The sequence below is a fragment of the Siphonobacter sp. genome, assembly GCF_048595215.1.
Taxonomy (GTDB): domain Bacteria; phylum Bacteroidota; class Bacteroidia; order Cytophagales; family Spirosomataceae; genus Siphonobacter.
Genome location: NZ_JBMDWJ010000348.1, coordinates 1 through 4971, shown reverse-complemented (window position 1 = coordinate 4971; position 4971 = coordinate 1). Strand labels below are relative to the sequence as shown.

Here is a 4971-nt window from a genome sequence, read left to right as displayed (position 1 = left end):
AATTTTTTAGTTTCTCGAAGGGGTAGTTTTTTGCTTAGAAAAAATTAGGGGTGACCGACGCCTATGGCCTTTTACAAATCGACGCGACTGGACAGTTTACGGTACGAAATTCGTGGACCCGTTTACGAAAAAGCTCTGGAACTTGAAGCTCAGGGTTATAAAATCATCAAGCTAAATATTGGCAATCCGGCCCCGTTTGGCTTTGATGCTCCCGACGAAATCATCCACGACATGATCGTGAATATTCGGGATGCACAGGGCTATTCCGATTCGCGGGGTTTGTTCGCGGCTCGCAAGGCGGTCATGCACTACACGCAGAGCATTGGTATCCCGGGCGTCACCATCGACGACGTGTACATTGGCAACGGCGTGAGTGAGCTGATTCTACTGACCATGCAGGCCCTGCTCGACGATGAGGATGAAGTGCTCATCCCCTCGCCCGATTATCCGCTCTGGACGACCTCGGTAGCTCTGGCGGGTGGCAAGCCCGTTCACTACATCTGCGACGAAGCTTCGGACTGGAATCCGGATATTCAGGATATTGAACGCAAAATTACGCGTCGTACCAAGGCCATTGTCCTGATCAATCCCAACAATCCGACGGGAGCGGTATATTCCAAAGACGTATTGGCTCGCATTGCCCGGATTGCCGAAGAGCACCAATTGATGCTGTTTTCGGATGAGATTTACGATAAGATTCTGTACGACGGAGCCATTCACTACCCCATGGGTACCCTGGCCACGGATACGCTTTGTTTGACGTTCGGCGGGCTTTCCAAAAACTACCGAGCAGCCGGATTTCGCGGCGGCTGGCTGATTCTGAGTGGAGCCAAACACCGGGCCAAGTCCTACATTGAAGGGTTGAACCTGCTGGCCAGTCTGCGGCTGTGCGGGAACGTCCCGGCCCAGTTTGCCATTCAAACGGCTTTGGGCGGTTATCAGAGCATCAACGACCTGGTAATTCCAACGGGACGGCTGTACAAACAAATGCAGCTTAGTTACGACCGCATTACGGCCATTCCGGGTATTACCTGCGTAAAGCCCAAAGGAGCGTTGTACCTGTTTCCGAAACTGGATCTGAAGAAATTCCGCTTTGCCAACGATGAACAGTTCGTGTACGAACTGCTGGTAGAGCAGCGGGTACTCTTAGTTCCCGGTACGGGCTTCAACTACGCCAAAGATGATCACTTCCGCATCGTAACCCTCCCGCCCGTCGAGCAGCTCAACGTGGCGATTGACCGGATTGAAACGTTCCTGGAGCAGGGTGCTGAAAAGAAAACCGTTGAAGAACCGCTGGTGGTTCTGCCGCAATAAAACCGAAAGTCAGATGTTTCGCAAAGCATCTGACTTTTTCGTCTATTCCCCTTTGAATACTATGTTTGGGTGCCGCCCCCTCACTCAAAACCGTACCTTTCCGTATGAATGATCAACCTCTATTTGCCTCCAAACGGCAGATTCTGTTTTTTGTATTGTCTGGCTTTTTTATTGCGAATGCCCTGGTAGCCGAAATCATTGGCGGTAAAATTTTTTCCGTGGAAGGCGTACTGGGCTTACCCTCCGCTAACATCCCAACACCCTGGGGCGACAAGTGGTCATTTAACCAGGCAGCGGGGGCTCTTAACTGGCCACTGGTGTTTATCATTGGCGATATGATCAATGAGTATTTCGGCCGAAAAGGGGTTCGCTGGTTGTCGTTTCTCACGGCGGGACTCATTATCTATTCCTTCTTCATCATCTACGCCGCTACGACCTTACCCCCGGCCCAGTTCTGGCTTGACGTTAACAAGGGTACCACCAATTTTAACATCGATTACGCCTACAAAGTCATTTTCCGTCAGGGCTTGGGGATCATCATTGGCTCGATTACGGCCTTTTTGCTGGCTCAGTTTCTAGACGTCACCGTTTTTCAGTACCTCCGCAAGCATACCGGCCACAAGTACATCTGGATTCGGGCGACGGGTTCCACGGTAGTATCGCAGCTCATCGACAGCTTTGTGGTGGTGTTTGTTGCCTTTTACCTATTTGGTAACTGGTCGGCGGGGCAGGCTCTTTCGGTGGCCTTGAATAATTACCTGTACAAATTCATTATCTCCCTGCTGACTATTCCAATTTTGTACCTCGTTCATTATCTCATTGATCGCTGGCTGGGTACGGAAAATGCCCGCCAGATAGCCGATGATGCCGCGACGGAATTGCCCGTGTCTTTGTAAAAGAATCCGCCTATGACTGTCGATTCATTCAGTTTAACCCTTACCGAACGCGTAGCAGCCACGCCTAAAGAGATTCTATTCTCTACTGCACTTGACTTTAAAAGCCTGCCGGAAGCCCAGCAAAACACCGCGTCGGCTCACGAACAATGGACGGCTTTTCTGTCGGATTCTCAGATCGATTACGAAGATTTAGGGACCTTCAAATTCTATAATGATCAGATCGATTATGAAACTCCATCCTACAAAATACGATTAACCCCCGATACTTATACTCTGGTAGAAGCCTATCAAGCCTCTCATCCGGAGCTGGCTTTAGCTCAAATCTCCTCTACGTTCGAAGAGCAGGACAAACTTGAGGTGAAGAATCGTATTCTAGCCAAAGCTCAGGAACATGCTACCGCCTGGGCGAAGCAGGCGAATCTCCAATTAAAGCCCGATTTTCAAATACAACTCGTCGAACCAGAACCTATTGCTGATGGCTGGATTATTGGTCCGCCCTTATCGGCCAAGGTTAATCACTTCAATAGTTGGATCAAATTGACGTATCAGGTGACCTTTCATGTTGAGCCTAGGTTTTTTGCTCCAGAGGACATGACTGTTGACTACATCTCGCTTGATTAGTCGTCTTTGGTCTAAATTACCACTTACCCCTAGCGGGGTATAGCTACACAAAAAAGCCTGGTTTATAGACCAGGCTTTTTTGTGGCTATACATTAAGACTTCTTCAAGAAGCAGGTTTTTAATACAAGCTTGGTCTTTTCCACTTTACATTCTACCTCATCTTCATCATCGCTCAGGCGAATATTTTTGATGGCGGTACCTTGTTTCAGCGTCATGGAGGTACCCTTTACTTTCAGACTTTTAATCACGACTACTGAATCGCCATCTTTTAATTCATTGCCATTACTGTCAATTACACTCATTGAATTTGTTGTTTAAGTTAGGTAAAATGTTGTTTGTTTATGTTGCCTTCACAGGTAAGGTTGGGTAATGGCTTATTTCTGTTCCATAGTAGAGAAAACTTTACTCTTTTGAGTATCGTTATCCATCTAGACCAAGATTGGTCCTGTATACAAGGCCGATTAGTAGCCCCTGAGCCTTCCAGGCTGGACCTCTCCACGAATAACCATTCCAGGTCGGGCTCAAGCCGCCTACTCCCTCGGCAATGCGGTGGACCATTGCAGGATAAAAAGAGCGGTGTTCGCGATACGGACTAAAAGACCAGCCATCTCAGCGGGACGAAAAACGTACTTATTATTGTATAAAATAAACAACCTCAACGTCGCAAATTATCCAGCACAATCGCCGTAGCAATGCCTGCATTCAGGGATTCAGCTTCGCCGAACCGGGGAATGGTGATGCGTTTCTGGATAAAGCCTTCGTTTTCCGGACGGATGCCGTTGGCTTCGTTGCCAATCACGATGTATCCCGACTCGCTAAACGTTAAGCCGTGAATGGATTCCCCGTCGAGGAAGGTACCGTAAACCGTCTGTGCTTTTTCCTGCTCGAAAAATTCCTGCAGCGGGACGTAATACGTTTGTACCCGCGTAAAGGACCCCATACTGGCTGCAATCACCTTTGGATTATACACATCTACGCAGGAAGTCGAGCAGATAATCTTTTTCATTCCGTACCAGTCGGCAATCCGAATGATGGTTCCGAGGTTACCCGGATCGCGTATATCATCGAGTATCAGAGCAAATTCCTGGCCCTGTACCCGCAGCGGAAGGTTTTCTTTGGTTTCTGCAATGGCCAGAGCAGCATTGTTGGATTGTAGGGTCCCAACCTTTTCGAGTTCATCTTCCGTCACCAATTCAGGCCGGAAGGGTTGCTCGTCGAGTAGCTTTTGGTTTTCTTTGTAAAATGTATCCGTTACAAACAGAGCCTGAAGTCTAAAATCAGCGGTCAGTAACTCGCGGACACTCTTGCCGCCTTCTACCAGAAATGCTCCCGATTCCTGCCGGTGCTTTTTCTGCTGAAGCAGGCGTATTTGTTTTTGCCACTTTTGTGAGATCATTGTCCCGTATACTTATGCCATTCCCAACGAGGAAGAAATACAGTCATCTGCTGGTGATAGGAATGGCTTTTCTTGGTTTTCTAGCTGCCTGCACCCGTAATACCGAACTACGGCGAGGCGAGTATCTGTTAGCCAAACAGACCATCAAAGGTAACAAGGAAATTCCGAACGAAGAGCTCGAGGCCCTTTTACCCCAGGAATCAAACCGGGTTCTGATTACGCAACCTATTACGCCTTTTCTGTGGGTGTATCAGATTGCCCGCCCCGATTTTCTAAAGTACAAAAAGCCCCGTTTCGAACGAGAAATCCGTGAATATCAGGCCCGTATCGAACAGATTCGAAATGCTCCGGATTCGACACAATCCCGCAAAAACCTCCGTCGGATTGAGCGGCTCGACCGCAAGATTGACCACAACCGTATGGCGATTGAACAGGGTCACTGGTGGATGCGGGTTGTGGGCGAACCGCCCGCCATCATCACTGAAGAAGACGCCCGTCAGAACGCCCAGAACCTCCAGGCCTTTCTGCGTACCAACCGGGGGATGTTTGACGATTCCGTGCGGTACAAGCTTGACACGGTCAAATTTCGCCGGGTAAAAGTGCTTTACGAAGTGCAACAGGGAAAACCTTACGTACTGGATTCCATCCGGCTAGTTACGGTTGATCCCCGCATTGATAGTATTATTCAAAATACCCGGGGCATTCGCTTTCTGCGAAAAGGAAACCGGGTCGATGAGCGTAATT

5 protein-coding genes and 1 pseudogene are annotated in these 4971 nt (G+C 48.8%); 4 read left to right on the top strand and 2 right to left on the bottom strand.

The genetic code is table 11. From position 1 onward, the window contains the following. Positions 1–63 precede the first annotated feature (63 nt). The 3 genes from ACOJTG_RS21645 (at position 64) to ACOJTG_RS21635 (ending at position 2831) form a co-directional block, all read left to right on the top strand. The gene (locus ACOJTG_RS21645; RefSeq protein WP_420155710.1) at positions 64–1314 is read left to right on the top strand and encodes a pyridoxal phosphate-dependent aminotransferase; all 1251 of its coding nucleotides are present in this window, start codon (positions 64–66) and stop codon (positions 1312–1314) included. Positions 1315–1418: 104 nt separating this feature from the next. Next, the gene (locus ACOJTG_RS21640) at positions 1419–2210 is read left to right on the top strand and encodes a queuosine precursor transporter (protein ID WP_420155709.1); all 792 of its coding nucleotides are present in this window, start codon (positions 1419–1421) and stop codon (positions 2208–2210) included. Between the two features lie 12 nt (positions 2211–2222). Next, complete coding sequence (locus ACOJTG_RS21635) at positions 2223–2831, top strand: hypothetical protein (protein ID WP_420155708.1); 609 nt, start codon at positions 2223–2225, stop codon at positions 2829–2831. 92 nt (positions 2832–2923) lie between these two features. On the opposite strand, the gene ACOJTG_RS21630 is transcribed toward ACOJTG_RS21635, so the two are convergent. After that, positions 2924–3133, bottom strand: a complete 210-nt coding sequence (locus ACOJTG_RS21630) for an alkylphosphonate utilization protein (protein ID WP_420155707.1) — start codon at positions 3131–3133, stop codon at positions 2924–2926. A 353-nt stretch (positions 3134–3486) separates the two neighbouring features. Then, positions 3487–4227, bottom strand: coding sequence for a TrmH family RNA methyltransferase (locus ACOJTG_RS21625; protein WP_420155706.1), 741 nt, complete (start codon positions 4225–4227; stop codon positions 3487–3489). A 62-nt stretch (positions 4228–4289) separates the two neighbouring features. On the opposite strand from ACOJTG_RS21625, the pseudogene ACOJTG_RS21620 reads away from it, so the two are divergent. After that, positions 4290–4971, top strand: a pseudogene (locus ACOJTG_RS21620) (hypothetical protein); the annotation flags it as partial.

Excerpts from the sequence above, each read along its gene's own strand:
- ACOJTG_RS21625 (WP_420155706.1), bottom strand. The coding sequence starts at position 4,227 with ATGATCTCACAAAAGTGGCAAAAACAAATACGCCTGCTTCAGCAGAAA.
- ACOJTG_RS21640 (WP_420155709.1), top strand. The coding sequence starts at position 1,419 with ATGAATGATCAACCTCTATTTGCCTCCAAACGGCAGATTCTGTTTTTT.
- ACOJTG_RS21645 (WP_420155710.1), top strand. The coding sequence starts at position 64 with ATGGCCTTTTACAAATCGACGCGACTGGACAGTTTACGGTACGAAATT.
- ACOJTG_RS21630 (WP_420155707.1), bottom strand. The coding sequence starts at position 3,133 with ATGAGTGTAATTGACAGTAATGGCAATGAATTAAAAGATGGCGATTCA.
- ACOJTG_RS21635 (WP_420155708.1), top strand. The coding sequence starts at position 2,223 with ATGACTGTCGATTCATTCAGTTTAACCCTTACCGAACGCGTAGCAGCC.